The following is a 25,709-nucleotide window of genomic DNA, read 5'->3' on the forward strand; positions in this document are numbered from 1 at the left end:
ACCAGCTGCGTGACGTGGCGGCGCTTCCTTGCCCGGGATCGCAAGCTCGTCCGGCTGGTGTGGCCGATGCCGGCCGCGCTGCTCGGCAAGTGCCCCACGCAGGACGAGATTGCGGCCGTTCGGGACGTCAGCTGTTCCCCGCCGGGCAGTTCTCCTGCGGCCGCTTCGCGCGCAGCATCGGTGAGGCACATCCCGCGACACGACGACGACCGCAAGGGAGCGCTCGATGGCTACCACCGCAAGGAGATCACTGCTGGCGAGCCTGGCGGCCGTGCTGCTCTGGGCGGGGCTCGCGCCCGGCGCAGGCGCGCAGAGCGGCACGGCGTTCGGCTGGACGCCGGTCGGCACCGTGGACCCCCAGCACGTCACCTCGGCCGACACCCAGCTCGTGCTGTACGGGGTGCAGGCCTTCACCCCGAACAACGTCGCCTTCAACCCGGACGTGATCCCGGCCTCGGTGGGCCAGCTGGTGGTGCCGTACGTACGGGTGCCCGACGGCAACCCGCACACCTACCGGCTGCGCTTCCACCTCAACACCACCAACGCAGCCAGCACGCAGTACCAGCTCATCACCCCGAACGGCGGCGGCACGCAGACCGCGAACGTCTCCGGCGGCGCGATCACGCTCGACTTCACCGTCAGCGTCGACCTGACCGCAACAGCGTGGATGTACTGGTCGCTGAAGAACAGCGGCGGCCACATATGGGTCTTCACCAGGTGCGAGATCGACGAGCAGACCCCCTGAGGCCGCTCCGCTCTCCCGCACCGCCCAGCGCCCGCCGGGTTACTTCTCGGCCGTGCCGGGTTTCCCGCTGATGGACTCCTGATAGATCTCCGCGTAGGTGCGCGAGTCCTTGATGAGGTCGTCGGCGAAGGCGGCGACGTCGTCGCCGATGAGCTCCAGGACTCCCTTGCCGGCCGCGACGCCCTCCTCGAAGAAATCGACGATCCCCGAGAGCAGGGACCCGTCGGTCAGCTCGACCGGCCCGACCTTGAACAGGTACCTCTGCATCTCCTTGTAGACGATCTGGTAGTCCGGCGGGAGCGCCTTGACCCGGGCCATGTGCGCCCGCCACTGCTTCTTGCCCTCGATGATGTCCTGAATGCCCACGTCAGCCTCCTAGCCGGCCCAATTTCCTGGCGACGTTCCTGTTCAGCTGCTCGCGCCACCGGTCACGGAAGGTCCGGGCCCCTTCTCCGCCGGCCAGCGCCGCGCAGAAGCCTCCGATGTCGTCACCCAGCACCTCGTGAATGCTCTGCCCGTCGGCCGCCGTCTCCTCGAGCAGCCCCAGAGCACCGTCGAGGATCGGCATCAGGTTGCGGCCCGTGAAGTCCCCGTAGAGAAAGAGATGACCCTTGATCTGTTCCCACGCCGCCCGGTAGTCGGCCGGCAATGCCCCGGCCCGGACCTCGAACGCCTTCATGTCCCTGGTGAGATCGCTGCCGGTGATGGTCTCCCAGAAGTTCATCTCCCACCCTCCTTGAGCTTGTCGATCCGTGATGTGATGTACTCCCATTTCGCCCAGAACGTCGCAAGTCGTTCGCGCCCCGCGTCGTTGAGCGCATAGAACTTGCGCGGCGGGCCCAGCTCGGACGGTCGTTTCGTCACCTGGACGAGCCCGTTCTTCTCCAGCCGCAGCAGGATGGTGTAAACCGTCCCCTCGACGACGTCGGCGAAGCCGAGCTCGTTCAGCCGGCGCGTGATGGCGTACCCGTAGGTCTCCTCGTTGCCGATGATTTCCAGCACGCAGCCCTCAAGCGTGCCCTTCAGCATCTCCGTCAGGTCGTCCATCGTGGGTCCTCTTCGATCCTCCAGGTACTCCGTACTAACGAGTACCACTATAAAGTATCACAACGTAGTGGTTTCCCGTCCCCGGCACGCGGCGAGCACCGACCACGGAAGCGATCCGGCGGGGGCGTCAATCCGTCACGAGCAGGCCCCGGGCTCTCAGGTCATCGACGAGGTCGGACGGCAGCGCCCGGCAACCGGACACCCTTACCTCCTTGAGCGACGGGAAGCCGGCGATCGCGCTCAGGTCGCTCAGCCTGGAGCAGGAGTCGAGGTCGAGCCTGCGCAGAGACGGCAGGCGCTCGACGTCGCCGAAAGTGCGCAGCTCGTCGGTGTAGGCCACGTGGAGCTCCTCCAGGTGGAGCAGCCCCGAGAACGGGGTGAGGTCGGCGAGCTGCTCCAGGCCCTGCAACGTCAGCGTCCGCAGGGCCGGCATGCGGGCCAGCGCCGAGAAGTCGCGCAGGTCCTCCGCGTAGGCCAGGTACACCTCCTCGATCGACGGGTGCCCTTCGAGCCCGTCGAGCGAGGTGAGCCGCTGGTCCCGGTCGATGGCCAGCCGCTCCAGCGCGGGCAGCCGCGACAGCGGCCGCAGGTCGGGCAGCGGGGCGGGCGGCAGGCCGAGAGCCGTGAGCCGGGGATGGTGGCCGAGGCCGTCGAGGCTCTTCACCTTCGTGCTGCCGCCGAGCCAGAGCCTCTCCAGCCCCGTCATGACGCCGATGCCGTCGAGGCCGGTCAGGCGGGTGCTGTGCAGGCTCAGCTCGGTGACCGAGCCGAGGTCGCGCAGCCCCTCCAAAGAAGTGATCTTGGTGCGGCTCAGGTCCAGCTCTCTCAGGCGGCTCAGCCCCGACAGGCCGCGTACGTCGTCGACGAACCGGCAGCCGCTCAGATCGAGCTCTTCGAGGTCGGGGAACGCGTCACCGACCCCCGCCACACTCGCCACCGCGGTGCCCCGCAGGTCGAGCCGGCGCAGGTGACGCAGGCCGAACAGCGGGGACAGGTCGGCCACCTGGCGGCAGTTGCGGAGCAGCAGGCTGGTCAGGCCGGTGAGCCCGGACAGCGGCCGCAGATCGCTGACGGCCGCGCAGCCGTCCAGCTCCAGCGCGCGCAGCGCGGTCAGCGGGGCCACCTCGGACACGTCCGTCAGTGTCTTGCAGTGGTCGAGGGTCAGGCTCTCCAGCATCGTCAGGTGCCGCAGCCCCGTGAGCGAGCCCTGCCGGCGCAGCACCAGCTCGGTACGCCCCTCGGCGTCGAAGGCCGGAGCCAGCACCTGCTCGGCGAAGCCGTCGGGGTCGAGCGCCTGGGGCCAGAGCCTGAGCAGGTTGTCCGTGGACGGCTTGGCCACCTCGGCATAGGCGGCGGCCAGGGCGAGCGCGTCACCATCCCGGCTGCCCAGCGCGAGCCGCCGCACGGCCTTCCACGCGTTCGCCGGGGACACGGTCGCCAGCTTGGCGCGCAGGTCGGTCAGGTCTGTGGGCTGGATCATGCCACGAGACCCTAAAGGGTGGGACGACGATTTCCGGGGAAGCGACCATGAAGAACGCTTCAGGAGCAGCCCGGCGACGCCCACCCAGGGTGCGGCCCGCCGGGCGGGGCGACGATCCGGACGCCGATCGGCATCGCGGACTCGCGCACCTGCGCCGGCGGGCACACCCCCGCGGGGTCGTCAGAACGAGCAGCTGTCCACCCATCGGTGGGAGGAGATCTCGTCGTTGGCGTAGGACCCGTCGTTGAAGATCTCCCAGCCGAGCGCGAGATTGCCCCAGTGGTCGCCGTTGCCCAGGCACATCGACGGCTGAGCGTAATGAGCGTGCTTGAAGAACCGCACGTCGTCGAACTCGCCCGGGAAGCCGGTGTTGTACATCGACGTGGCCACGTTGTCGAACGAGTGGCTATCGGACTTGCAGATGCCTGGGGTCGAGCCTTCCCAGGTATCTCCCGATGCGTCCTCCCAGAACCGGTGATTGCCCAGCCACTTGCACCACAGGCCGCCTTCGGTGTCCCACATGGCGTGTTCCCAGACGTTGATGTAACCGTCGGCCAGCACGGCGGCCGTGTCGGCCGTGCCGGTCGTGCCAGGGGGCACGGGCTTGCGCGCGGCATCGCTCGGGACGGGCGTCGCCGTGCTGGACGGATCGGGGCCGGGCGGCACCGCGGAGGCCGCCCCCGGCGTAGCCGCCAGGATCAGGATCGCGCCGGCCAGGCCGGCCAGGGCTCCGGTGGTTCTCTTCATGACTTTCCCCTTCGTGTCGGTCGCCGAATTGACTGCGGAAGGTGGCTCAGGGGGTGGCTCGGACGACGCCGGGCGTGGACGACGGTGCGTGACCTCCACCGGCGGCGGTGATCCTCAGGGCCATCGGGAGCGCGTCCCGTCGCATGCGCCGCTCGGCGATCACGTCCGGCCGGTGGCGGGCCACGAGCTCCCGCGCGTACTTCTCGTCCAGCTCGCGAGCCACGGCCGACAGGCCGCTTTCGCCGGCGCAGATCGCCTCCGCGACCGCGGTGGCGATCTGCTTCTCACGTGCCTTCCGTGCGGCCGGTCCCGCCGACCCGTCCGCGACGGCCTCCGCCCGCGTCAGACGCGGGTGAGCGTACGGATGGCCGCGCCCGCGCATGCACCTCGACCACGCCCCGACCGCGGCGGCGAAGCGCGGATCCCGCACGACCCGGGCCCGGCGCAGATCGGCCAGGTTCTGCACCACCCTGGTGGCCCGGAACCACGTCGCCAGGTCGCCGTACAGCAGCCCTGGCGCCTCCGAGGTGCAACTGGCCGCGTTCCTCCGGACGACGCCCCCCGTGGGGAGCCGGGCCTCCAGCTGATCGGGGCGAGGGGTCGCGGCCCAGGACTGCGGCCCCTCGCCGTACAGGGCGGCGAAGGCGGCTCTCCGGCGCTGCGCGGGCAGCCCTTCGAGATACCGGCGATTCGGATTCCGATCCCGCAGCCGGTCGATCCGTTCGAGGATGTCACCGCCGTAACCATGCCGGCGGGCCCAGCCGAGGTCGTCCACCACGTAGGGGAAGTCGCGGTTCTCAGGGATCGAGTCCCGCGGGACGACCCAGTACCGGAACCCGCGCCGCGCCATGCAGTCACGCACGAGCAACTGTTCGGCGTCCCACAGCACGCGGGCCTCACCGGCCGTCACCTGCGGCGGCAGATCTGAAGGCCCGGCCCGGGGGGCGGCACCCACCGTCTCCCCTCCCCCGGCCGAGCAGCCCGCGACCACCAGGAGACCGACCGCGGCGGCCACCAGACGCCGCGTACCGGTCGACGGCGATGGGAGCGCGGCGGAACGACCTCCCATCTCAGTAGCCGCCCCGCCCATGGGCACCGAACGACAGGTTGAACGCCTGCCCGATCCCCACCAGGACGTTCCTTCCGGTGCAGTTGTCGAATTCCCACACCCGCTGCTCCTGGGGCGAGCGGTTGTAGACCGACCAGGCGACACCGGCGATCCTCACGCACTGCCCCGACGGGACCGGAGCCGAATACCACGGATGGCCCGGGAAGTTGAGCGCGTTCCACCAGCAGAACCCCGACGCCGGCCGGCAATCCCATGACGCCGACTGGGCCGGCGCGGACAACGGGACGCTCAGGGCCAGCGCCACCCCGGCCGCCGCGACCGCGATCCTTCGCTTGAGCATTCTCGCCCTCTCTCTCGATTGATCCGCCGGTGTCCGGTATAGGGGAGGAGGGTTGTTCGGTGTCACGCGCCGCACGCCGAACAACAACGCTTGAACAATGGCGCCCGCAGATCGGGGGACGGACATGCCGCGTCAGGAACGGCCACTTGACGACGGCGACGACGGCGACGACCGGTTACTCCGGTTCGCAGCCGACCTGCGCCGATTACGCGAACGAGCGGGCAGCCCGTCCTACCGGGAACTCGCCAAACAGGCCCACTACTCCGCCGGCACCCTCTCCGAGGCGGCCGGCGGGCGCAAACTGCCCAGCATGGCCGTCACCATGGCCTACGCGAAGGCCTGCGGAGGCGACCCGGCCGAGTGGGAGGCCCGATGGCGGGCGTTGGCCGAGGAGTTCAACCGGCCCGACACCGCCACCGCACCGGACGACACAGCGCCGTACGTCGGCCTGAGAAGCTTCGGGCCCCAGGACGCGAGCCGGTTCTTCGGCCGCGAGCGGCTGACGGACAAGGTCGCCGCCACGATGCGCCGGCACCGCCTCATCGCCGTACTCGGCGCGTCCGGATCCGGGAAGTCCTCACTGCTGCGCGCCGGCCTGCTCCCCACACTCGGCTCCCACCCGGTACTGCTGATCACCCCAGGCACCCACCCGCTGCACGAGTGCGCGGTGCACCTGGCGGCGAGGCTCGACGTCACACCCGGCGGCCTGCTCACCGAACTCACCGGCGATCCCCGCACCCTGGGCCTGGCCACCCGCCAGCTCCTGGCCAAGCACGCCTCCGCCGACGACGTGGTCCTCGTCGTGGACCAGTTCGAGGAGACCTTCACCCTCTGCACCGACCCCGCCGAACGCACCGCCTTCATCGCCGCGCTGGTCGCAGCGGCCCGCGACCCCGACAGCCGGACCCGGGTGGTCCTCGGCGTACGGACCGACTTCTACACCCACTGCGCACGGCACCCGGACCTCGCCGACGTCCTCCAGGACTCACAGGTGCTCGTCGGCCCCCTGACCACCGAGGAACTGCGCCGGGCCATCACCCAGCCCGCCGTCGACATGGGCTACCGCGTCGAATCCGCCCTGGTGTCCCGCCTCATCGCCGACGCCGCCGGCCGGCCGGGCGTGCTGCCACTGGTCTCGCACGCGCTGCTGGAGGCGTGGGGACGCCGCCGCGGGAACACCATCACCCTGGCCGGGTACGAGGCCACCGGCGGCATCGAACGCGCCGTCGCCCGCACCAGCGAGGAGGTCTACACCGCGCTCGGCCCCGAGCGGCAGCCCCTGGCCCGGCAGATCTTCCTGCGGCTCACCGCCCTCGGCGAAGGCACCGAGGACACCAAACGCCGCATCACCCGCGGCGAGATCGACCACCCCGAAACCGCCGCCGTCCTCGACGCGCTCGCCGGAGCCCGGCTCGTCACCCTCGACGGCGACATCGTGGAGATCGCGCACGAGGCGGTGATCCGGTCCTGGCCACGGCTGCGCGACTGGCTCACCGAAGACCGCGAGGGGCTGCGCATCCACCGCCGGATCACCGAAGCGGCCCAGGCCTGGGAGGCCGAGGACCGCGACGAGGGCGCACTCTACCGCGGCACACGGCTCACCGTCGCGAACGACTGGGCCACCGGGAACCCGTCCCTCCTGTCCCCGGGAGAACGACGCTTCCTCCAGACCGGCCTCGCGGCCGAAGCCCGGGAACAGGAAGCCGCCCGCCGCCGTACCCGCCGGCTGCGGCAACTCGCGGCCCTGCTCGCCGTCCTGCTCGTCCTGACCGCCACCACGACCGTCTACGCCTTCCGCGCCCAACAGACCGCCACACAGCAACGCGACATCGCCCTGTCGCAGAAGGCCGCCGCCGAGGCCACCGACCTGCGCGAGGCCAACCCGGCCCTGTCCGCCCAGCTCAGCCTGGCCGCCTACCGCCTGTCCCCCACCGTCGACGCCCGCGACAGCCTGCTGCGAACCTTCGCCGTCCCCTACGCCACCCGGCTCACCGGACACATCAGCCGGGTCAACGCCGTCGCCGTGAGCGCCGACGGACGCCTGCTGGTCACCGCCAGCCGCGACCGGACCGCGAGAGTCTGGGACGTCGGCGACCCCCACCGCCCGCGCCACCTGCTCACCCTCACCGGTCATGGCGACAACGTCAACGCCGCCGCCTTCAGCCCGGACGGCCACACCGTCGCCACCGCCGCCTGGGACAACACCGCCCGCCTGTGGGACATCACCACTCCCGCCCGACCCCGCCCGCTGGCCGTACTCCCCCATTCCATGGGCGTCAACGCCGTCGCGTTCAGCCCGGACGGCCACACCGTGGCCACCGCCAGCTCCGACAAGACGGCCCGGCTGTGGAACGTACGCGACCACCGGCTCCGCGCGACACTGACCGGCCACGACGACGGGCTGGTGTCGGTCGCGTTCAGCCCCGACGGCCACACCCTGGCCACGGCCAGCTTCGACAACACCGCGGCGCTCTGGGACGTCACCGACCCCGGTCACCCCGGCAAGCCCCGAAAACTGACCGGCCACACCGCCCCGGTGGCCTGGCTGGCCTTCAGCCCGGACGGCCGCACCCTGGCCACCGCCAGCAACGACCACACCACCGGACTATGGGACATCTCCGGCTCCGGCCGGGTCCCCCGCCTGGCCACGATCACCGGCCACCAGGACATCGTGCGCTCAGTGGCCTTCAGCCCGGACGGCCGCCGGATCGCCACCGCCGGCCTGGACGACACCGTCCGCCTGGCCGACATCGCCGACCCCCGCCGTCCCCTCCCGCTCGCCACGTTCACCGGCCACACCGGCAACGTCGTCTCGGTGGTGTTCACACCCGACGGCCGCACCCTGGCCACCGGCAGCGACGACTACACCGCCCGCCTGTGGGACCTTCCCGGCCCGGCACTCACCGGCCACGCCTCCAGCATCTGCTGGCTGGCCTTCAGCCCGGACGGACACACCCTGGCCACCGTCGGCGAGGATCGGGCCGTACGACTCTGGGACACCGCCGACCCTCAACGCCCCCACCTGCTGGCCACGCTCACCGGCCACACCGACGCGGTCTGGAGCGTGACCTTCAGCCCGGACGGACGCACGCTCGCCACCGCGGGCAACGACCACACCACCAGGCTCTGGGACGTCTCCACCCCCGCCGGCGCCCGACCCCTGGCCACCATCCGCGGCCACACCGACAACGTCAACGCGGTCGCCTTCAGCCCGGACGGCCGCACCCTGGCCACCGCCAGCCTCGACCACACCGTACGCCTCATGGACGTCACCGATCTTCGGCACCCGACGCAAGCGGCCCGCTTCGAGGCCGACGAGGAAGGCGTGAACGCGGTCGCCTTCAGCCCCGACGGACACCTCCTCGCCACCGCCGGCTGGAACCGCACAGCCCGGCTATGGCACGTGACCGACCGGCGCAACCCGGTCCCGGCATCGGAACTCTCCGGGCACGCCGACGGGATCAACGCGCTCGCCTTCAGCCCCGACGGCCGCACCCTGGCCACCGCCAGCTACGACGACACCGCCCGGCTGTGGAACGTCGCCGACCCCCGGCGACCCACAACCCTGGCCACCCCGATCAGCCACACCGACAGTGTCAACATGGTGGCCTTCAGCCCCGACGGGCACCTGCTCGCCACCGCGGGCAACGACGGCGCCGCCCGGCTATGGGACCTCACCGACCCGCAACACCCCCAGCAGCAGACCTCCCTCGAAGCCCACACCGACCGCGTCTCCTCGATCGCCTTCAGCCCCGACCGGCACACCGTGGCGACCGGCGGCTACGACCGCGCGGCACTGCTGTGGGAGACCGACGCCGAACGAGTCGCCGCCCGGCTGTGCCGGCTGGCCCACCCGCGCATCGATCGCCAGGAATGGGCCCGGCACTTCCCCGGCCTGCCCTACCGACCACCCTGCCCATGACCCGCGACCCCGGAAAGCCGACAGCCCTGCCGCCTCCGGCCGTCACGACGCCTCGGAGCGGGCCAGGTATTTGTCGAGACGGTCACGGACGTGGTTCCGGGCACGGTGCAGCTCACGCCGCGCCGTGACCGGATCGAGACCCAGAGTGCGGATCGCGAGTTCGCTCGGTACGCCTTGGACATCGACCAACGAGAGCAACTCCGCCCCCGCCGGAGGCAGCTCGTCGAGTGCGGCGTCGACGACCCCGTACAGCTCCGTCGTCGTCACGTCCTCATCCGGAGCGAGAATCTGGGCAGGCCCCGGCCAGGAGTTGGGCGACTTGATCCACCCGCCTAGGTCCGGTCCCTCCTGGTAGAGATCGGGATAGAACAGCTCGGCCGGGTCGGCGTAAGGGTCCGGCTCCATCCGGGACACCTCGGTGGCCCGGTCCCGCCGGGGCTGCTCGGTCTCCACGTCCGTGACGCTGTGCCGGTCGGCGAGGTCGCCCAGGGTGCCCAGCAGGCTGCGCAGCTCGAACGCGTCCGGGTCTGCCTGCCGCAGCGCCTGGACCCACGTGCTCTGCACCAGGTCCTCGGCGTGTCCGGGATCGATCGCCCGGGCGAGCGCGAGCAGCCGGGGACCATGCTCGGCGAAGGCCCTCCGGAGGTCGCCTCCCTCGCCGGCTCCCGCGTTCATCCCGTCCACGGCTTCTCGAAGCGGAGCGGGGACCTCGATACCAGGGCGACGGGCGAGGACATCGATCGTCGTCCGCAGCTGTGCCATATAAGCGGCGCAGTCCGCGCAGCCCTCGAGGTGCTCCGTGACCCGGGCCACCTCACCAGGATCCAGAACCGAATCCAGGTAGTCGCCGGCCCGGGACACGACGTCGATGCAGGTCAACTCATTCATCAGCGATTCAGGAGCCGACAGGCCTGCGCCGGCACCCTGGCCCCTTCCGTTCCGCGAGAGCGCCCCTCATCGGCCGGCCTTGTCGTCGCGACGCGGCAGCCGCCAGTCCGGCCGGACGTAATGACAGGTGTAACCGCTCGGATAACGTTCCAGATAGTCCTGGTGCTCGGGCTCCGCCTCCCAGAACGGCCCGGCCGGCTCGACCTCGGTGACCACCTTGTCCGGCCACAGACCGGAGGCGTCCACATCGGCAATCGTGTCCTCCGCGATCCGCCGCTGCTCATCACTGGTGTAGAAGATGGCCGACCGGTAGCTGACCCCGACATCGTTGCCCTGGCGATTCTTCGTGCTCGGGTCATGGATCTGGAAGAAGAACTCCAGAAGGTCCCGGTACGAGACCTTCTCCGGATCGAAGACGATCTCGATCGCCTCCGCATGCGACCCATGATTCCGGTAGGTCGCATTCGGCACGTCACCGCCCGTGTACCCGACCCTGGTGGCATACACCCCGTCGCGCTTGCGAATGAGATCCTGCATACCCCAGAAGCAGCCCCCGGCAAGAACCGCCCTCTCGGTCGTTCCACTCATCGCTTCACCCCTCACCCCTTCACTCTTCCAGCTTGCGGTCCCGGTAGTAACGGCGCAGAAAACAACAGGTACACACCCCGGCGATCCACCTCCCAGATCGCACTCCAAGATCCATAACGGAGCAGGGCGATGCGGTACCCACTAACGCGACGCACCTGCGCGTTCCAACAGCTCCGCAGTCGCCTCCCACAGGCGCCGCTCCCGATCCCGGTCGTGAGCGACCGGCCGCACCTCGGCCAGCTTGGACTTCACCACGAACGCACCCGCACGCAAATGCGCCCACTCCTCGTCAAGGGCCATCGCAGCCAGCAGCGGCCCCGAACGCTCCGGCGTCGACACACCAGGTACCCGACCCAAGGCGCGACTCACCGCCCGAACCACCGCGGGAGCGCCACGACCCAACGCGGTGCCCGGCATCCAACCCGGCTCGAACACCGACACGCTGACCCCGGCACCGACACGACGCTGCAGCTCATGGGCGTAGTACAGGATCGCCAGCTTGGCGTTGGAGTACGCGACGCCGGAGACCGTCATCCCCGGAGCCCGCTCACCGGCGGCCGGACGAGCAAGCTCGACAGGATCGGCCCACTCGGCCTCGGCCACCCCCAGCAGCCTGCGCCAGAAATTGGCGTAATAAGTGTTCGAGCCGAGCAGCACGACCCGCGCCGGGGCAGCGAACGAGCCCAGCAGATCACCGACGAGCTGGGCGTGGGCGAGATAGTTGACGGCGAAAGTCAACTCGTAGCCGTCGGACGAAGCCAGCCGGGTGTCGGTCGAGATGACACCGGCGTTGGCGATCAACGCCCGCAGCGGCCCCACCGCACCGGCAGCGAGCAGGTCACGCACCGCGACCGCCGCGGCACGCACGTCGGCCAGGCGCGACAGATCGCAGCCGATCTCACGGACACGCGCGCCACGCGCGCGAGCCTCGTCGGCGACCGCGGCCAGATCCCGCCCGGCGCGGCCCACCAGCAGCAGATCGGGGCGCTCCCCATGCCGGCGGCCGGCCATGGCCAGCACAGCATGGCGGCCCAGGTTGCGGGTCGGGCCGGTGATCAGAACAGTTCCGGGTTCGGTCATGACCCCAGCCTGCGAGATCAGCCGGCCCGCAGGCAGTCGTCCCGTTTTCGTAGGACTGCCAGGGCCAGGACAACCCAGTACGAGCACCCGCAAACTGGAACGCGTGGAAACATGGGAGTTCGGCCGAACGGTACGCCGCTGGCGCGACCGGGTGACACCCGAGACCGCCGGCGTACCCGTAGGCCGCCGACGCCGGGCCAGCGGCCTGCGCCGCGAAGAACTGGCCGCGCTCGCCGGCATCTCGGCCGACTACCTGACCCGCCTCGAACAAGGACGCGCGACCGCGCCGTCAGCGCAGGTGGTGGAGTCACTGGCCCGAGCGCTGCGCCTGTCCGACACCGAACGCGACCTGCTCCACCGGCTGGCCGGACACGCCGCGCCCGGCCCGGACATCGTGCCCTCGCGGATCCCCCCGAGCGTGCAGCGCCTGCTCGACCGGCTGTCCCACACCCCCGTCGTCGTGTACGACGCCAGCTGGACACTCGTGCTGGCCAACCCGCCCTACGACGCACTCATGGGCGACACGACCACCTGGCACGGCCTGGAACGCAACGCCGTCTGGCGCAACGTCGCCCGCCTGCCCTCCCGGATCGCGCACACCCCACAGGAACAAGCCGAACACGAAGCCCGGCTCGTCGCCGACCTACGCCTGACGGCCTCGCGCTACCCCGCCGACCGCACCCTGCGACGCCTGATCAACGACCTGACCTCCGGCAGCCCCCGCTTCGCCGAACTCTGGGACGCCGACACCCCACCACCCCTGACCGACCCGTCCAGACACAAGACCATCAACCACCCGTCGGTCGGCCCGATCACCCTCGACTGCGACACGCTGTTCGTCGCCCTGGACGACCTGCGCATCACCGCCTACACCGCCGAGCCCGGCACCGAGGACGCCGACCGCCTGGCCCTCGTCATCGTCCTTGGCACCCAGTCGCTGGAGCGCTGACCACGAAAAACGTTCAAAGCCAGCGCCTTTACATTGTAGATTTCTTAAGTTGGAGACTGCGGCGCAAGTGGCGGCAGGCCTGCGACCATCACCCCGTGCGGAGCCGCGCCAAGTGGTAGTCGAGCAGCGCCGCGACGTCCTCGGGTGTGTAGTGCCCCACCAGGGTGGCGTTCACGACGCCCTGGGCGAAGGCGTACAGGATGCTCGCCTCCTTGCCGGCATTCAGGTGGGCGGCCAGTTGCCCGGCGGCCTGGGCGGCCCTGATCTGCTCGGCGAAGAAGGACAGCAGGAGCGGCAACCCGAGCCGCATCGCGGTCGCCTGGTCCTCGGACACCACCGAGCTCGCCTGGAACGCCAAGCCGATGCGGTTCAGGTAGCTGCGCTCCTCGTCCAGCGGCAACAGCTCCAGCACGGTCGCCCGCAGCACGTCGAGCGGCGTGGACCGGTGCGCGGCCACGGCGGCCACCCGCTCCCCGATCCAGATCCCGATGCGCTCCAGCGCCAGCAGCAGCATCTGGTCCTTCGTCGTGACGTAGTACTGCACCGCCCCCATGGACATCCCGGCCTCGGCGGCGACCACCCGCAGGCTGACGCTCTCCATGCCCTTGTCGTGGATGACGCGGTGCACGGCCTCGGCGATGTGCCGCCGCCGGGCCTCGTGGTCGACGATCTTCGGCATATCCCGCGACTTTATCATGCGAGTGCATGGTAAAAACCATCGTCCCCGTTTACCATGCGACTGTATGAAAAAAGGGGACTGACGGGGGTGGATCTGGATGCGGGTTCTGATCATCGGCGTGGGCACGCGCGGGGACGTGGCGCCGTACACGGGGCTGGGGGTGCGGTTGCGCGAGGCCGGGCACGAGGTGGCCATCGCCGCGCACGAGCCGTACGCGGAGCTGGTGACCGACGCGGGCCTGGACCATCTGCCGCTTCCCGGAGACCCGCTCCGCGCGCTGACCGGCCGGCTCGCGGTACGCGTCAGCGCCTTCAAGGAATACAGCGAGCAGCTCGTGGAGGGCCTGGCCGAGATCGCCGAGCAGGAGGCCGACCTGCTCCTGCTCGGCTTGGCGGGCGCGTCGGGCTATCACGTCGCCGAGGCGATGGGCGTGCCGAGCATGGGGGTGCACCTGCAGCCGGTCGAGCCCACGGGGGACTTTCCGCCGGTCATGAGCCTGTTCCACCGGTCGCTCGGGCGGTGGGGGAACCGCAGGGCGGCCCGGCTCGCGTTCGAGTTACCCGCCGCCGGCCCGCTGCTCGCCGGGTTGAGCACCAAGATGCGGGCCCGGCTGGGGCTGCCCCCGATGCCCCCGCGCGCCCTCTACCAGCACCGGGAGAGCACGCGCTGGCCGGTCTTCCACGGGGTCAGCCCGGTGGTGCTGCCGCGTCCGTCCGACTGGCGGCCGGGGCTGGAGATCACGGGTTACTGGTGGCCGCTCCGGCCGCGGGGCTGGCAGCCGGATCCGGTGCTGTGCGACTTCCTGGCGTCGGGACCCGCACCGGTCTTCGTCGGCTTCGGCAGCCTGGCGGGCACGCGGGCCGAGCAGTACACGGAGCTGGCCGTGCACGCGCTGCGGCGGGCCGGGTTGCGCGGCGTGGTGCAGACCGGCCCGCGGGGACACCTCTCGGACGATGTGCTGGCGGTCGGCGACGTGCCGCACGACTGGCTGTTCCCCCGGATGGCCGCCGTCGCCCACCACTGCGGCGGCGGCACCGCCGGAAGCGGGGTGCGGGCGGGGGTGCCCGCCGTGGCCGTGCCGGTGATGAACGACCAGCCGTTCTGGGCGTCCAGGCTGGTGGCGCCCGGCGTGGCTCCGGCCGCGATCCCGTTCCGCCGCCTGACGCCCGCACGGCTGGCCACCGCGCTGACCACAGCGGTCACCGACCCGGCCTACCGGCAGCGGGCCCAGGCCCTGTCGGTCCGGGTCACGGCAGAGGACGGCGCGGCGCCCGTCGTCGAGGCGGTGAACCAGCTCCGGGTTACCCGACGGCCCGGCCACCGGCCAAGATGACGGGTCGGACCGGAGGTCCTTCCGGGCCGGCATCGGCGGCACGCGCCGTCGGGGCGGGCCGCCGAGCCCGAGGCGATGACCGACGTACGCCGGGCCCAGCGCCCGTTCGGGGGCAGCGAAGCTCTGTGATGGCTGATCCCTCATTGTGTGATGGAACGATGACAACGCGGCTGATCGCCGGATTCGTCTGGTTGCCTACGGACCATGCAACCGACGAACCCCTCCCCTGGCTCCCCGTTCCCCCAAGGATCCACCGGCCGCCGTCGTGCCGGAGTGATGGCGGCCGTGGCCGTCGCGGTCGGGGCCACGGCGACGGCCTGCGGCGCGTTCACCGCGTCCCCCGGCGCCGGGCCGACCGCGACGGCCCGGCCCGCCGGTCAGGCCGCGACCAGCGTCAGGGTGTTGTGGATGGGCGACTCCATCGCGGGCGCGCAGGCCCCGGCCGTGGCAGCCGCGCTGCAGGCCAGTGGTGTGCGGTTCAGGAACGCCACCTCCGACGGCGGCGGTAACATCGTCGCCGGTGATCATCCGGTGACGGCCATGGCGGCCAAGGACACCTGGAAGAGGCTGAAGGAGGACCTCGTCTCCTTCCGGCCAACGGTGATCGCGTACCAGATCACCACCTACGACTGGGGCACGCCCCGCCAGCAGCTGGCGGCCTACCAGAGGCTTGCCCGGGCGGCGAAGGACGCCGGTGCCCGGCTCGTCCTGGTCTCCGCCCCGCCGTTCAAGATCGACGAATTCTTCAAGCCCCACGCGGACGCGATCAAGAGCGCCCCCGCGATGGCCGCCAAGGTCGCGGACGTTCGCTACCTGGACGCCTCTGAGCTGTGGGGGGACGACTACGCCGCCGGCAAGGCCCAGCGGGCCAAGGACGGGATCCACTCCTGTCAGCAAGGGTCGGCGGCCTTCGCCACCTGGTTCGCCAGGCAGCTCGGCAAGCTGGCCGGCTTCACCCCGGCCGCCCCCGGCGCCTGGGCCACCGGGCCGTGGACCGGCGACGAGCGCTTCGTCAAACTCGGCTGCGGCTGATGGAGCCGGCCGCCCGCCGCCCGCATATCGGCGCGCTCGACGGGCTGCGCGGGCTCGCCGTCGCCGCGGTCCTGCTGTTCCACGCCGGGCACATGCGCGGCGGGTTCCTGGGCGTCGACCTGTTCTTCGTCCTGTCCGGCTTCCTGATCACCGGTCTGCTGCTGGAGGAGCTCGCCGGGCGCCGCCGTATCGACCTGGTGGCCTTCTGGGGGCGCAGGGCCCGCAGGCTCCTGCCCGCGTTGGCCGTCATGATCGCGGCGACGTTGCTGCTGGCCTGGGCGTTCGCCGGGCCCGGCATGCTGGGGTCCGCCCTGCGGGACGCGCCATGGGTGGCCGTCCAGGGCCTGAACTGGCATTTCATCGGCGAGCAGATCGGATACTGGAACGCCTCCGGCACCCGTCTGTTCGCCCACCTGTGGAGCATCAGCGTCGAGTGGCAGTTCTACCTGGCCTGGCCCCTGGTGGTGGCGCTGGTCGGAAGGGGGCGCGGCGGGCAGCGGCGGGTCGCGGTGGTCGCGGTCGCCGGTGCGTTCGTCTCGCTCCTGCTCATGATCAGGTTCGGGGCGGCCGTGGACACCACCCGCGCCTACGAGGGCACCGACACCCGGGCCTGCTCCCTGCTCCTCGGCGCGGCCGCGGCCACCGCGCCCGTCCGCCACGCCGTGGCCGGCCTGTCACGCGCGGCCGTGGACGCGATCTGCGTCCCGGTTCTGGGCGGGCTGCTCGCGTCATGGGTGCTGACCAGCGGGGAAACGAACCCCGGCCTCTTCCGGGGCGGGATGTTCGCGCACGCCCTGGCCGGCGCGGCGCTGATCGCGCTCCTCGCCCACGCGCCGGACGGCCTGGCGGGCCGGGCAGTGGGCAGCGCCGTACCGCGCCGGCTGGGCGAGCTGTCCTACAGCCTGTACCTGTGGCACTGGCCGGTCTATCTGCTGCTGCCCCGGCCGGTGGCCGGGCTCACCGGCTGGGCCTGGACGGTCACCGCGATCGGCCTGTCGCTGCTGGCTGCGGTAGTGTCGAAGGTCGCTGTCGAGGATCCGGTACGACTGCGCGCCCGGTGGGCCACCGGGCGCCGCGGATGGGTGGCGCTGGCCGCCGCGGGAGCGATGGCGGCGGGACTGTGGGCGGCGATCCCGCGGCCGCAACCCGGTGCCGGGACGGTCGATGTGAGCAAGCTCGGTCAGCTCTAGCCAGGTCACACCGGTGACATCGCGTCGAAGAGGAGAACACCACATGCCGGGCGTGCTGCGCCGCGTGGCGACCGTACTGGTCGCGGCGGCGGCCCTGGCGGGCTGCGGGATCACCGACACCGATGCGCTGCCCGCCGGTCAGCCGGTCCGGGGCGGCCTGACCGAGAACAGCGACCGGCTCCTGCGGGTGTACTTCGTCACGCAGGAGGGCACCTGGCCGGTCTCGCGGCCGGCCCCGGCCGGGAACCGGCTGCAACAGGCCATGAACGCGTTGCTCGCCGGCCCCACGGCGGAGGAGCGGGCCCGAGGGCTGATCACACGGCTTCCCCCGTCGACCCGGCCGGTCCGGGCCACGACGATCAGAGGCCGGGTGGAGCTACGTCTGCCCTGGCAGGTACGCAACCTGCGGCCGGTGGCGGTGAGCCAGCTCGTCTGCACGGCCGCCGCCGCGTACGCCGGCGACGACCCCGTCGTCGAGGTGGTCGAGCCCGACATGGACCGGCCCTGGCCGGTCAGATGCGACGAGAACGGATCGGCCGTCCCGGCCGACCAAGGAGCCTCCTCATGACCCGCGTGCTCGTGATAGAAGACGATCCGGCCGTGCGCCGGGGCGTGAGCGTCGGCCTGCGCCACCGGGGCCACGAAACGGTGCTGGTCGCGACCGGTGAAGAGGGGCTGGCCGAGCTGGTCGCGAGCGCCCCCGAGGTCGTGCTGCTCGACCTGATGCTGCCCGGCATGAGCGGCCTGGAGACCTGCCGCCGCATCCGCGCCTTCAGCCAGGTGCCCATCGTGATCCTGTCCGCGCGCGACGATGACGTGGACATCGTGGTCGGTCTGGAGGCCGGCGCCGACGACTACGTGATCAAACCCGCCAGCAGCGAGGTCATCGAGGCACGCATGCGCGCGGTGCTGCGCCGTACCGCGCCGCCCGCCTCCTCCGGCCAGACCCGCACCACCCACGGCGACCTGCTCATCGACCGGGTCGCCCTGCGCGTGCTCAAGCACGGCGCGCAACTGGCGCTGGCGCCGACGGAGCTGAAGCTGCTGCTGTTCCTGTCGGCCGCGCCCGAACAGACCTTCAGCCGCCAGCAGCTCCTGGAACAGGTGTGGGAGCACACCTTCCACGGCGACTACCGGCTGGTCGACGCGTGCGTGATGCGGCTGCGGGCCAAGATCGAGGACGACCCCCGCAACCCCCGCTACATCCAAACCGTACGCGGCTTCGGCTACCGGTTCGGGCCGCTGTGATCCCCCCGTCGCTCCCCCGCGGTCTGCGAGCCCAGCTGGTCCTGGTGTTCCTGCTGGTCTCCGTGCTCAGCGCGCTGATCGCCGCCACCATCACCTTCCGTCAGGGCCGTACCGCGATCGTGGAACGCGCCCAGGCCGACGCCCTTCAGGACCTGCGCGCCCACCTCGCCTCCCGGACGCCTGACCTGCCCGCCGACCCCACCGAGGCGGACCTGCGCATGCTGGCGCTGCAACTGGACCGCGCGACAGGCCTCCGCGGCTGGCGCACCGCCCTGTCCCATCGCGGCGGCCCGCTCATCGCCACCGGAGCGCAGCCGCCTCTGCCCGCGCAGTTGCGCACTCAAGCGGCCACCGCGGCCACCGCACTGGCCCAGCGCTTCCATCGCGGCCAGGAGCCCTGGCTGGCCATCGCCCTTCCGGTCACCGCCGCCGCCCGCCCACACGGCCCCCCGCCGCTCGTCGTCTACGCCTCCTTCTCCCTGGCCTCGCAGCAGCAGGATGTGGACACGCTGGCGGCCGCCGCCCGCGCCGGAGCCCTGCCCGTCGCCCTGGTCTCCATCGTCCCCGCGCTGCTGGCCGCGCGCAGACTGCTGCGACCGGTACGGCGGCTGCGGACGGCCGCCGAGCGGATGGCGGGCGGCAGTCTCGACACCCGCGTACGCGTCACCGGCAACGACGAACTCGCCGACCTCGGCCGTACGTTCAACACCATGGCGGCCACGCTCCAGTCCGACGCGGCCGCGCTGCGCGACATGGAGGCGCGGGCACGCCGGTTCGCCGCCGACGTCTCCCACGAGTTGCGCACGCCGCTGGCGGCCATGTCCGCCGTGACCGACGTCCTCGACGCCGACGCCGCCTCCGGCCGCCTCGCGCCACTCACCGCCGAGGCGCTGCAACTCGTCTCCGACGAGACACGCAAGCTCAGCCGCCTGGTAGAGGACCTGATCGAGGTGTCCCGCTTCGACGCCGGCGTCGCCGTACTGAACCTTGACGAAGTCGACGTGGGCGAGCTCATCGACAAGACGCTGGCGCTGCGGCACTGGCGCGACCGGGTCCGCACCGAGGTTCCCCCCGGGCTGCGCGCCCGGCTCGACCCGCGCCGCGTCGATGTCATCCTGGCCAACCTCGTCGGCAACGCCCTGCGGCACGGCGGCCCGGCGGTGTCGGTCCTCGTCCAGGTTCGGGCCGATGCCGACCAGATCGTCGTCACCGTCTCCGACGACGGGCCCGGCATCCCCGCCGACCTGCTGCCCCACGTCTTCGACCGCTTCACCAAAGGTGACGCCGCCCGTACCCGTACCGACGGCAGCGGCCTGGGCCTGGCCATCGCCACCGAGAACGCGCGCCTGCACGGCGGCACTCTCACCGCGGCCAACGCCCCCCGAGGCGGAACCGTCCTGGCCCTCACCCTGCCGCGGAGCCATGGGACTCGCCTATAGCACCCGCTGACAGTCAGCTCGCGGCGCGGTCGCCGAGCGGGCGGCGGCGCAACGCCGGGTCGGTCAGGGGCGCGGGGCTCCAGAGGCCGACAGGGTGGTAGACGTTGGTGCCGGGCGGCACGAGCTCGTCGATCCGGTCGAGCACGGTGTCGTCGAGCACCAGCGAGGCGCTCTTCAGCAGGCTCTCCAGCTGCTCCATCGTGCGCGGGCCGAGGATGACCGAGGTGACCGCCGGGTGTGACGCGACGAAGGCGACGGCCAGCGCCGGCAGGGTGCAGCCGAGCTCGTCCGCCAGTTTCACCAGCTCCTCGACGATCTCCAGCTTGGCCGCGTTGACCGGGATGGCCGGGTCGAACCGTTCTGGCGCCCGCGCCGCGCGGCCCTGCGACAGGTCGACCTGCTGCCCCTTGCGGTAACGGCCGGTCAGGAACCCCCAGCCCAGCGGGCTGTAGGTGAGCACGCCCATGCCGAGCCGCTGCGCGGTGGGAAGGACGTCGCCCTCGATGCCGCGGGCCAGGATGTTGTACGGGGGCTGCTCGGTGCGGAACCGGTACAAGCCGCGCTGCCGGGCCACGTGGTAGGCCTCGACCGTCTCGTGCGCCGGGAACGCCGAGCTGCCGAAGGCCCGGATCTTGCCCTGCCGTACCAGATCGGTGAGTGCGGAGAGGGTCTCCTCGATGTCGGTCCGGTGGTCGGGGCGGTGGATCTGGTAGAGGTCGATCCAGTCGGTGCGCAGCCGCTTGAGACTCGCCTCGACCTCGCGCATGATCCAACGCCGCGAGTTGCCGCTTCGGTTGGGCCCCTCCCCCATCTGGAAGTGCACCTTGGTCGACAGCACCACCTCGTCCCGCCGGCCCTGCAGTGCCTTGCCCACAATCTCCTCCGACTCGCCCGCCGAGTACATGTCGGCGGTGTCGACGAAGTTGATGCCGTGGTCGAGGGCGGTGCGGATGATGCGGATGCTGTCATCGTGGTCGGGGTTGCCGGCCGAGCCGAACATCATGGTGCCGAGGCAGTGGGTGCTGACCTCGATGCCGGTGCCGCCGAGGATGCGATGTCTCATACTGCGGACCCTAGAATCTAGAGCCGACTCTAGGGCAAACTCGGCCACATGTCGGGTTTGAGCATCGGCCAGGTCGCCGAACGCACCGGGCTCAGCGTGCACACACTCCGGTTCTACGAGCGGGAGGGGCTGCTGGCCCAGCCGGTACGGCGCGGAACCGCGGGGCACCGGGTCTACGACGAGGGCGATGTCGACTGGCTGGGCGTGTGCATCCGGCTGCGGGCCTCCGGCATGCCCCTGACCGACATCCGGCGCTACACCGAGCTCGTCAGGGCGGGCCAAGGCAACGAGGTGGCTCGGTTGGAGGTGTTGCGCGAACATCGGGAACGGGTGCTCGCCCAGATGCACGAACTCAACGAGTCCCTCAAGCTGATCACCCACAAGGTCGCCATCTACGAGGGCCGTCTGGGTTTGCGGGACAACGTCGCAGATTGTGCGCCCTGACTTTCAGCTGGGTGCTGCTACCGTCCTTCTCCGCGTCGATGAGTCCGTACGTGGCGAGCGTCATCGAGTCCCCGCCGCCCTCCAGCACCAGGCGAATGGCTTCTTCCTTGCACTCCGGCGAGAAGCGGCCCGGCCGCCACATGCCGGGTTCCCCCGCGGAGGACTGAACGTGCAATTACGTCCAATCCACATCGCCTGCCGCATCCTTACCGTGTCGGCATGACGACGCCGACCGAACCCAGCCCCGTCCCCCTTGACCTGACCCCCGGCATGATCGACGACCTCGGCCGCCAGGCCCTCGATCTCATCGTCCGACAGGTCGCCGCCCTGCCTGAGGCCCCCGCCAGCGACTACCGGGCCGCCGCCGAGCTGTCGGCGCGGGTGCGCCGTCCCCCGGCCGACGGGCCCGGTGATTTCGGCGACCTGCTGGAGACCTTCCGGCAGGCGGCCGGGCAGGGTGTGGACACCTCCGGCCCCGGTTACCTGGCCTACTTCCCGGCGGGCGGCCTCGTCTCGGCGGCGCTGGCCGAGCTGCTGGCCCAGGTCGTCAACCGGTTCACCGGGGTGGCGCAGACCGCGCCCGCGCTGGTCGCCATGGAGGAGAGCGTGCTGGCCTGGCTCGCCACGCGGTTCGGCCTGCCCCCGGGTGCGGGCGGGGTGGTCACGACCGGGGCCTCGGTGGCGACGTTGTCGGCGGTGGTGGCCGCGCGGCACGACCGGCTGGGCGCGGAGTTCGGCGACGGCACCCTGTACGCCACCGAGCACACCCACTACAGCCTGGCCAAGGCCGCGCACCTCGCCGGGCTGCCGGCCGGCTGCGTACGCGTCGTGCCCACCACGGCGGACCTGCGGATGGACCCGGCCGCCGCGGCTGCCATGATCGAGGCTGACCGGGCGGCGGGACTGCGCCCGTTCCTGCTCGCCGGAACGGCGGGCAGCACCAGCACCGGCACGATCGACCCGCTGGCCGGCCTGGCCGCGCTGGCCCGCGAGCAGGGCCTGTGGTTCCACGTGGACGCCGCCTACGGCGGCGGCTTCCAGCTCACCGAGCGCGGGCGCGCCCTGCTGGCGGGGATCGGGGACGCCGACTCGCTCACCTTCGACCCGCACAAGAGCCTTTTCCTGCCGTACGGGACCGGTGTCCTGCTCGTGCGGGATCCGGCGGCCCTGCGCGCCGCTCACGCCGGCGGCGGGCAATACCTGCAGGATCTCAGCCCGGTCGAAGATCTGCCCGACTACAGCCAGCTCGGCATCGAGCTGACCAGGGAGTATCGGGGTCTGCGGCTGTGGTTGCCGCTGCACCTGCACGGCGTACGCGCCTTCGCCGACGCCCTCGACGAGAAGCTCGACCTGACGACCCTGGTGTATCGCGAGCTGTCGGCGAACCCGCGCCTCGACGTGCCGTGGCCGCCGGACCTCACCGTCCTGGTGTTCCGGCTGCGGGACGGCGACGACGAGCGCAACCGGCGGTTCCTGGCCGACGTCAACGCCACCCGGCGCGTCTACCTGTCGAGCACCACGGTCGGCGGCGTCTTCTACCTGCGCATGTGCGTGCTGAGTTTCCGCACCGGCAAGGAGCGGGTGGAGGAGGCGCTGCGCATCATCGACGGCGCGGCCCGCTAACCGGCACCCTCTGCGGGGCCGCCCGTCGTGAGGGCGCCCGTCGTGAGAGCGCGCCCGTTCCGTACCCCTCGCTGGTACGCCCCCGGCGTCACGCCGACGGCCCGGCGGAAGTGCCGCGACAGGTGCGACTGGTCGCAGAACCCGACCGACACCGCCACCTCCGCGGGGGCGATCCCCCGAGCGAGCAGGGTCTTGGCCCGCCGCACGCGTAACTGCACGACGTACGCGTGCGGCGGCAGCCCGTAGGCCCGGCGGAACGCCCGCAGCAGCGCGAACGGCTCCGCCCCGACCGCCGCGGCCAGCGTGCCCAGGTCGGGCGGGTCGGCCGGCGAGCCGTGCAGCAGCTCGCGGGCCCGGGCGGCGGCGCGGGCACCGGCCCTGGGGCGGCGGGCGCGCATCTGTCCGCTGGCGTAGCGGCCGATCAGGCGGGCCAGCAGCACCCGCAACATCGAGTCGGCCGCCAGCCGCGCGCCCTGCTCGGCCGCGCGGTGCGCCGCCAGCAGCAGCCGGCACGCGTCGTCGTCGTCCGCCACCCGCGACGGGAACGACGGAACGCCGTCCCCGGCCCCGGCCTCCCGCGCGATGGCCTGGACCTGCTCCGGCCGGGGGTAGAGGACCCGATACGACCATCCGTCGGGGGTGCGGGCCCGTCCGGTGTGCACCACGCCAGGGTCGATCATCACGATCGATCCCACTCCGGTGCTCCGCACGCCCTCCGGGAAGCCGATCTCCTCCTCGCCCCGCTCGACGGCGCCGATGGCGTACGTGTCGTGCAGGTGCCGGCCGAACGGGTCACCGGTGAAGGTCGCCGACATCAGATCCACCCCGCCCCACAACGGGTCACGCCAGTACCGCACCGCGCTCATGCACCACACGGTACCGAGGACCCCCGGCGGCGAACGGCGGCAGCCGCAGAGCGCGGCGCTCTGCGGCTGCGTGGTGCGTCGTGCCGGACGGGTGGGTGGCTCAGTCGGCGGTGGTGTCCCAGCCGTAATCGGGCAGGTCGAAGAAGTCGTCGCCGTCCAGGGCGTCGACGCTGCCGGTGGCCAGGCCGGTCATCAGCGACTCGACCCCGGTCCGCACCGCGTTGACGAACATGCCCTTGTGCTTCTGGCCCAGATCGTCCTGCTGGCCGCGCACCTCGAACAGGACGGTGCCGGTGCCGTTCAGGGCGAACGCCGACCGGCCCTGCCCGGCGTACTCGCGGGTGTCCGGGTGGAAGTAGCGGCCGACGGCCGTGAGGGGAGACTGCGCGCCGTACGTCGCGATCAGCCCGTTGTAGACCGAGAGCGCGTAACGGCGGGACTTGTCCTGGTCCAGCGCCGGCCATTCCGCCTTGTACGCGGCTCCGTCCTGCACGCCGAGGGGCGGGTAGTCCAGCGAGAAGGTGATGAGGTCACCGTCCTGGGGTCCGCCGGTGAGGCGGTCGCAGGGCCCCATGTGGTGCAGGTCGACGTAGGCGTCCACGGCGCCCTTCTCCTGGCGCAGGCCGACGTACACGTCGCGGATCGCGCGCGACTCCGGAGCCAGGAAGAACCCCGCGTCGGTGTCCTTGCCAGGCAGGTCGGCGGCCCGCGGCACGTAGTCGAGATCGGGGTTGAAGTCCCGGTTGAGGTCGTAGCCGGGGAGGTTGATGCCGTCACCGCGCAGGCTGTGGTACCAGGCCGCGGGAGCGCCTTGCAGCTGCGGGAACGTGGCCACCGTGTCGGCCCAGGACAGGACGTTGATGCGCCGGTTGAGCTCGCCGCCGTCGGGGTTGACCATCGGCATCGCGACCAGCGTGATGTCCTCCAGCAGCTGCCTGGTCCGCGCGTCGCCGCCGCTGCCGAGGTCCTTGAGGATCGCCAGCAGCGCCTCGGTCCCGGTGCGCTCGTTGCCGTGGATCGCCGACGTCACCAGCAGGACCCGGTCACCGGTTCCCACCCGGGCGGCCCACAGCGCCCGGCCCTGCGCGGAGTGACCCACGACCTCCACGTCGACGCGGCCGCTGCTGGTCCGCTCGATCTGCGCGAGCGCCGCACCGACCTGCTCGTGGTTGGACCAGCCGGACCAGGAGGGGTTGTCCTGGACCGTGCAGTTTCCCGGCCCTTCCTCGTCCAGCGCGTGCGCGGGTGAGGCGGCGACGATCGACGTGGTCAATGCCATCGCCATGGTGGCGGCAATCATGCTCGTCCGGCCACTGAAGAATCTCGGTGACGGGCTTACCGCGTTCCCCTCGGCTTTTCCTGGAAAACATTTGCGCAGACGCACGACCGCTCCTTGCGTAAACCTGCCAGACCCGCCGGGGAGACCGAAATCCCGGGCGGAAAAGTCACCAGCGACGTTTCCACGGCGGTCCGCCCCGGGACAAGTCCGGAATCCTGTCAGTTTCCTGGGTGTTTTGCGGGCCCGGTTATGGCCGCGACGTTCGGCGGCACCCCTCAACGCCGCCAAGGGTCACGGTGCGGCCCGGCCCGGACACCGAACGTGACACTTGTCATGCCAGTTGAGGTTTGTTACAAGAGTCATGGCGACCCGCGCCGGTCGTGTTGCAGCAAGCACCAGGGAAGGACGATATTCATTCTGCTTCGCCGTGCCGGGGTGCTCCCGACGCCCACGGCCCCATTCGGTCCATATCCAGATATCAGCGGCCACCGGCTACGGCGTCGGCGCAAGGAGCACGCATTGTTCGTTGACTAACCCCTTTCCACCCTCCACGAGGGTGATTTGCCGGGTGTCGCCGCGCATCGGGACAGGCTTTCCCATGCGCCGGAATTTCGTGTTCTCAAGTGGCGGTGGAGCGCGCCCTGAAACCCATTTACGC

25 protein-coding genes are annotated in these 25,709 nt (G+C 71.3%); 11 read left to right on the plus strand and 14 right to left on the minus strand.

What is annotated here, in order from left to right:
• Positions 1-226 precede the first annotated feature (226 nt).
• Positions 227-745, plus strand: a complete 519-nt coding sequence (locus ACBJ59_RS24120; protein WP_375112498.1) for a hypothetical protein — start codon at positions 227-229, stop codon at positions 743-745.
• A 39-nt stretch (positions 746-784) separates the two neighbouring features.
• On the opposite strand, the gene ACBJ59_RS24125 is transcribed toward ACBJ59_RS24120, so the two are convergent.
• The 7 genes from ACBJ59_RS24125 to ACBJ59_RS24155 form a co-directional block, all read right to left on the minus strand.
• Positions 785-1,111: a DUF1048 domain-containing protein gene (locus tag ACBJ59_RS24125; RefSeq protein ID WP_375112499.1), complete on the minus strand. Its 327-nt coding sequence runs from the start codon at positions 1,109-1,111 to the stop codon at positions 785-787.
• A gap of 1 nt (position 1,112) precedes the next feature.
• The gene (locus ACBJ59_RS24130; protein ID WP_375112500.1) at positions 1,113-1,469 is read right to left on the minus strand and encodes a DUF1048 domain-containing protein; all 357 of its coding nucleotides are present in this window, start codon (positions 1,467-1,469) and stop codon (positions 1,113-1,115) included.
• On the minus strand, positions 1,466-1,792 hold the full coding sequence (locus tag ACBJ59_RS24135) for a PadR family transcriptional regulator (protein ID WP_375112501.1): 327 nt from the start codon (positions 1,790-1,792) through the stop codon (positions 1,466-1,468). The genes ACBJ59_RS24130 and ACBJ59_RS24135 overlap by 4 nt, the downstream gene beginning before the upstream one ends.
• Before the next feature lie 127 nt (positions 1,793-1,919).
• Positions 1,920-3,272, minus strand: coding sequence for a leucine-rich repeat domain-containing protein (locus tag ACBJ59_RS24140; RefSeq protein ID WP_375112502.1), 1,353 nt, complete (start codon positions 3,270-3,272; stop codon positions 1,920-1,922).
• Positions 3,273-3,452: 180 nt separating this feature from the next.
• Positions 3,453-4,019 (minus strand): hypothetical protein, encoded by a 567-nt coding sequence (locus ACBJ59_RS24145; protein WP_375112503.1) that lies wholly within the window; start codon positions 4,017-4,019, stop codon positions 3,453-3,455.
• Between the two features lie 46 nt (positions 4,020-4,065).
• Positions 4,066-5,034 (minus strand): hypothetical protein, encoded by a 969-nt coding sequence (locus ACBJ59_RS24150; protein ID WP_375112504.1) that lies wholly within the window; start codon positions 5,032-5,034, stop codon positions 4,066-4,068.
• Positions 5,035-5,089: 55 nt separating this feature from the next.
• The gene (locus ACBJ59_RS24155; protein ID WP_375112505.1) at positions 5,090-5,428 is read right to left on the minus strand and encodes a peptidase inhibitor family I36 protein; all 339 of its coding nucleotides are present in this window, start codon (positions 5,426-5,428) and stop codon (positions 5,090-5,092) included.
• 124 nt (positions 5,429-5,552) lie between these two features.
• Here ACBJ59_RS24155 and ACBJ59_RS24160 point away from each other — a divergent pair, with 124 nt between their 5' ends.
• Entirely contained in the window at positions 5,553-9,350 is a 3,798-nt protein-coding gene (locus tag ACBJ59_RS24160) for a helix-turn-helix domain-containing protein (protein WP_375112506.1), read from the plus strand.
• A gap of 42 nt (positions 9,351-9,392) precedes the next feature.
• On the opposite strand, the gene ACBJ59_RS24165 is transcribed toward ACBJ59_RS24160, so the two are convergent.
• The 3 genes from ACBJ59_RS24165 to ACBJ59_RS24175 all read right to left on the minus strand — a co-directional run bounded on the left by ACBJ59_RS24165 (position 9,393) and on the right by ACBJ59_RS24175 (position 11,906).
• Positions 9,393-10,238, minus strand: coding sequence for a zf-HC2 domain-containing protein (locus ACBJ59_RS24165; protein ID WP_375112507.1), 846 nt, complete (start codon positions 10,236-10,238; stop codon positions 9,393-9,395).
• A gap of 66 nt (positions 10,239-10,304) precedes the next feature.
• Positions 10,305-10,826, minus strand: coding sequence for a peptide-methionine (S)-S-oxide reductase MsrA (gene msrA, locus ACBJ59_RS24170; RefSeq protein WP_375112508.1), 522 nt, complete (start codon positions 10,824-10,826; stop codon positions 10,305-10,307).
• Between the two features lie 141 nt (positions 10,827-10,967).
• A complete protein-coding gene (locus tag ACBJ59_RS24175) occupies positions 10,968-11,906 on the minus strand; it encodes an SDR family NAD(P)-dependent oxidoreductase (RefSeq protein ID WP_375112509.1) in 939 nt (312 codons plus the stop codon).
• Between the two features lie 103 nt (positions 11,907-12,009).
• Between ACBJ59_RS24175 and ACBJ59_RS24180 the strand changes: the two genes are divergently transcribed.
• Positions 12,010-12,855 carry a helix-turn-helix transcriptional regulator gene (locus ACBJ59_RS24180; protein WP_375112510.1) on the plus strand — a complete coding sequence of 282 codons (846 nt, stop codon included), beginning with the start codon at positions 12,010-12,012 and terminating at the stop codon, positions 12,853-12,855.
• 88 nt (positions 12,856-12,943) lie between these two features.
• On the opposite strand, the gene ACBJ59_RS24185 is transcribed toward ACBJ59_RS24180, so the two are convergent.
• Positions 12,944-13,534, minus strand: coding sequence for a TetR/AcrR family transcriptional regulator (locus ACBJ59_RS24185; RefSeq protein WP_375112511.1), 591 nt, complete (start codon positions 13,532-13,534; stop codon positions 12,944-12,946).
• Positions 13,535-13,631: 97 nt separating this feature from the next.
• Between ACBJ59_RS24185 and ACBJ59_RS24190 the strand changes: the two genes are divergently transcribed.
• From ACBJ59_RS24190 to ACBJ59_RS24215, 6 genes are all read left to right on the plus strand, one after another.
• Positions 13,632-14,867 (plus strand): glycosyltransferase, encoded by a 1,236-nt coding sequence (locus ACBJ59_RS24190; protein WP_375112512.1) that lies wholly within the window; start codon positions 13,632-13,634, stop codon positions 14,865-14,867.
• A 204-nt stretch (positions 14,868-15,071) separates the two neighbouring features.
• On the plus strand, positions 15,072-15,899 hold the full coding sequence (locus tag ACBJ59_RS24195) for an SGNH/GDSL hydrolase family protein (protein WP_375112513.1): 828 nt from the start codon (positions 15,072-15,074) through the stop codon (positions 15,897-15,899).
• Entirely contained in the window at positions 15,899-17,089 is a 1,191-nt protein-coding gene (locus ACBJ59_RS24200; protein WP_375112514.1) for an acyltransferase family protein, read from the plus strand. The genes ACBJ59_RS24195 and ACBJ59_RS24200 overlap by 1 nt, the downstream gene beginning before the upstream one ends.
• A 43-nt stretch (positions 17,090-17,132) precedes the next feature.
• A complete protein-coding gene (locus ACBJ59_RS24205; protein ID WP_375112515.1) occupies positions 17,133-17,657 on the plus strand; it encodes a GerMN domain-containing protein in 525 nt (174 codons plus the stop codon).
• The gene (locus tag ACBJ59_RS24210) at positions 17,654-18,337 is read left to right on the plus strand and encodes a response regulator transcription factor (RefSeq protein WP_375112516.1); all 684 of its coding nucleotides are present in this window, start codon (positions 17,654-17,656) and stop codon (positions 18,335-18,337) included. The genes ACBJ59_RS24205 and ACBJ59_RS24210 overlap by 4 nt, the downstream gene beginning before the upstream one ends.
• Positions 18,334-19,776 carry a sensor histidine kinase gene (locus tag ACBJ59_RS24215; RefSeq protein ID WP_375112517.1) on the plus strand — a complete coding sequence of 481 codons (1,443 nt, stop codon included), beginning with the start codon at positions 18,334-18,336 and terminating at the stop codon, positions 19,774-19,776. The genes ACBJ59_RS24210 and ACBJ59_RS24215 overlap by 4 nt, the downstream gene beginning before the upstream one ends.
• 13 nt (positions 19,777-19,789) lie before the next feature.
• Here the strand turns inward: ACBJ59_RS24215 and ACBJ59_RS24220 are convergent, their stop codons facing one another.
• Positions 19,790-20,839: an aldo/keto reductase gene (locus ACBJ59_RS24220; RefSeq protein WP_375112518.1), complete on the minus strand. Its 1,050-nt coding sequence runs from the start codon at positions 20,837-20,839 to the stop codon at positions 19,790-19,792.
• A 48-nt stretch (positions 20,840-20,887) separates the two neighbouring features.
• Here ACBJ59_RS24220 and ACBJ59_RS24225 point away from each other — a divergent pair, with 48 nt between their 5' ends.
• Together ACBJ59_RS24225 and ACBJ59_RS24230 are read left to right on the plus strand one after the other, a co-directional pair.
• Positions 20,888-21,283, plus strand: coding sequence for a MerR family transcriptional regulator (locus ACBJ59_RS24225; protein WP_375112519.1), 396 nt, complete (start codon positions 20,888-20,890; stop codon positions 21,281-21,283).
• A 219-nt stretch (positions 21,284-21,502) separates the two neighbouring features.
• Entirely contained in the window at positions 21,503-22,906 is a 1,404-nt protein-coding gene (locus tag ACBJ59_RS24230) for a pyridoxal phosphate-dependent decarboxylase family protein (RefSeq protein WP_375112520.1), read from the plus strand.
• On the opposite strand, the gene ACBJ59_RS24235 is transcribed toward ACBJ59_RS24230, so the two are convergent.
• Positions 22,903-23,772 carry an AraC family ligand binding domain-containing protein gene (locus tag ACBJ59_RS24235; RefSeq protein WP_375112521.1) on the minus strand — a complete coding sequence of 290 codons (870 nt, stop codon included), beginning with the start codon at positions 23,770-23,772 and terminating at the stop codon, positions 22,903-22,905. The genes ACBJ59_RS24230 and ACBJ59_RS24235 overlap by 4 nt on opposite strands.
• Before the next feature lie 100 nt (positions 23,773-23,872).
• Positions 23,873-25,057, minus strand: a complete 1,185-nt coding sequence (locus tag ACBJ59_RS24240; RefSeq protein ID WP_375112522.1) for a M14 family zinc carboxypeptidase — start codon at positions 25,055-25,057, stop codon at positions 23,873-23,875.
• Positions 25,058-25,709 lie beyond the last annotated feature (652 nt).

This window comes from Nonomuraea sp. MTCD27 (genome assembly GCF_041950495.1).
In the GTDB taxonomy this organism is placed as follows: domain Bacteria; phylum Actinomycetota; class Actinomycetes; order Streptosporangiales; family Streptosporangiaceae; genus Nonomuraea.